The 2,632-nt window shown below is 74.3% G+C and carries 3 protein-coding genes; all 3 read right to left on the minus strand.

From position 1 onward, the window contains the following. Positions 1-141 precede the first annotated feature (141 nt). The 3 genes from ACIQOV_RS36560 to ACIQOV_RS36570 all read right to left on the minus strand — a co-directional run bounded on the left by ACIQOV_RS36560 (position 142) and on the right by ACIQOV_RS36570 (position 2,398). Positions 142-531 (minus strand): DUF3040 domain-containing protein, encoded by a 390-nt coding sequence (locus ACIQOV_RS36560; protein ID WP_401055112.1) that lies wholly within the window; start codon positions 529-531, stop codon positions 142-144. A 498-nt stretch (positions 532-1,029) separates the two neighbouring features. Then, a complete protein-coding gene (locus ACIQOV_RS36565; protein WP_359897125.1) occupies positions 1,030-1,782 on the minus strand; it encodes a methyltransferase domain-containing protein in 753 nt (250 codons plus the stop codon). Between the two features lie 67 nt (positions 1,783-1,849). Beyond that, positions 1,850-2,398 (minus strand): SAV_6107 family HEPN domain-containing protein, encoded by a 549-nt coding sequence (locus ACIQOV_RS36570; RefSeq protein ID WP_401055113.1) that lies wholly within the window; start codon positions 2,396-2,398, stop codon positions 1,850-1,852. Positions 2,399-2,632: the final 234 nt, after the last annotated feature.

Here is a 2,632-nt window from a genome sequence, read left to right on the forward strand (position 1 = left end):
CACACGTGGTTTTGGTTTTTTTTTGGTTTTGTGTGTTGTTCTTGGTGTGGTTGGCGCTTGGGGGGGGCGGGCAGTCGATCGACTGCCCGCCCCGGCTTCGTCTGTTTCGTACCCATCGGCTCCGGCCATCGGCCGGGCGGCTCAGAAGCCCCCGGTCTGCTCGTCCCGACGGCGCTGCCAGCGCTGCTCCACCCGGTCCATCATCCCGGCCTTGCGGCGCGGGGTGGCGGCCGGGCCGGCCCCGGTGCCCTGGCCCGCGGGCCCCCGGCGCCAGCCGGTCACGGCGAACACCGCACATCCGAGCATCACCAGGAAGCCCACGACGCTGACCCAGATCTGATCCGGCACGACCATGCCGCCCATCAGCAGGCCGATGCCCACCACGAAGCCGGCGACGGCCAGGTAGACCCGCCGACGGGTGTAGGTGCGCAGCCCGGTTCCCTCAAGCGCAGACGCGAATTTGGGATCTTCGGCATACAGCGCTCGCTCCATCTGGTCGAGCAGTCGCTGCTCGTGCTCCGAGAGCGGCACGGAGTCCTCCTACTCGTCGGTCGCGCGTGCGACCGGTCCGCCCACCCCGGTCGGGGAGGCAAGTCCAATCAGCCTTGGGGCACACGGTCGGACGCCCGTGCGGGGGACCCGGCCCGTGTCGTCCATATGCCCCACGCGTCCGGCTGTCATGCTTTCCGGCTTTACCCAGATCATACGGTCCGTGGGCCCGTTACGGAGTGGTCTGCGCCGCGTGGGACGGGCCACTTCGAGCGGGGACGGCCGCATCGGAGTCAACGCGCCACGCCCCGGACAAGTGCCCGATCGGATGGAATCGTCCAGGACCTGGGCAGGTTTGCCACCGGGCGGCGCGGAGCAACCGGGGGCCGACCGGCTCACTGACGGGCTACGGGCAGGGAACCGCCAGGCCTCCGGGACGCGAACCGCCGCCGTACGGTGTGCGAAAAAACCGTACGACGGTGGCAGGGTTCGTGAAGGGGCGCACGCGCCCTGAGAGGAGCGCGTGCCGGACGGAACGCCTCAGGCCAGGGTGGCCAGCAGGTGCAGCTGGGTCGCCACGGCGTGGAACGCGGGCTGCTCGGCGGCAGCCTCCTCCAGCTTCAGCAGCGCATCCAGGGCACCCGGCTCGGCGTCCACCAGCACCCCGGGGACGAGGTCGGCGAAGACCCGTACGCCGTGCACCGACTCCACCCGCAGGCCGGCGGCCTCGGCCAGCCGGCCCAGCTCCTCGCCGGTGAAGCGGCGCGGCATCGGGTCCTGCGCGCCCCAGCGGCCGTCCGTGGCGGAGAGCACGGTGCGGGCCTCGTTGAAGTGGCCGGCCAGCGCGCGGGCCAGCACGGCGCCGTTGCGGTTGGCCGCCAGCAGGCTGACCACACCGCCCGCGCGCAGGGTGCCGGCCAGGCTGCCGAGCGCCTCGGCCGGGTCGTCCACGACCTCCAGCACGCCGTGGCAGAGCACCGCGTCCACGCTGCCGGGAGCGACCAGCTCGGGCAGGGTCTGGGTGTCGCCCTGGACGGCCCGCACCAGGTCCGTCACCCCGGCCTCGGCGGCCCGGCGCTCCAGGGCGAACAGGGCGTCCGGGCTCGGGTCGACCACGGTGACGCGGTGGCCGAGCTTGGCGACCGGCACGGCGAAGTTCCCGGTGCCGCCGCCGGTGTCGACCACGTCGAGCACCGGCTGGTCCAGCTCGGCCGCCCGCTTCTCCAGGGCTGCCCGGACCACCTCCCACACCACGGCGGTACGCAGGGCACTGCGGGGACGCGTCGGGTACAAGGTGGGGCTCCTTGGCACGTGCAGTTCGATCAGGATGCCTCCACCTTAGAGCCTGGCGGGGACCCTGTTAGGCCGGCGGCTCGTCGGCTTCCAGTGGCAGCCGGGGCGGGGGCGGCGCGGCGGGCAGGCCGAGCAGCCGCTCGACCAGGCGCAGGAAGAGGGCGGAGTTGCGGATCAGGTCGTCGGCGTCGCGGGCCGAGGCGGCGCCCCTGATCCCGGCCTCGGCGGCGGCCCGGCGGCGGGCGCCGGCGCCGTAGTAGAGCGCCCATTCGGCGAGTTCCGGGGCCACCTCGGGCAGCACCTCCCAGGCGCTGCGGATGGCCTTGCGGCGGCGCGGACTCTTCTCCGGGCGGCCGCGCACCGCCAGGACGGCCGCCACCGTGCGCAGCGCGGCCAGGTGCGCGGTGGCGTAGCGCTCCAGCGGGTCCTCCAGGGCGCCGGCCCGGACGAGGGTGCGGTGGGCGTCGGCGAGCAGGTCGAGGGCGGCCGGCGGCGCGGCGGTCCGGCGCAGCACGGGGTGGACGTCCGCTCCGGCGGGGCGTCGGGCGGACGGACCCGGGAGCTGCGGCGGGGCGGCGGAGTGGAGGCGGGCGGTGACGGGCTCAGGACGACTGATGGTCATGGTCTCCCCCGTTCCGAGGCAGCGCGCGGACCGGGTGGTCCGTGCCCTTCCATCGTGAACGGCACCACTGACAATCCGGCCCGGAAGGCCGCTCCTGCGGCGCGAAGGTGCCGTTGGGAGTCCGGAAACGGGGTAGCGGCGGCGGGCGCGGCCCTCCCCCGGTTCCGCGCCGCCGCCGTGTCGTCGCTCCGCCGGTCCACCCCCTGGCCGGCGGCGGCGAACTCCCCC

Source organism: Kitasatospora sp. NPDC091257 (assembly GCF_044757675.1).
GTDB lineage: Bacteria > Actinomycetota > Actinomycetes > Streptomycetales > Streptomycetaceae > Kitasatospora > Kitasatospora lactacystinica.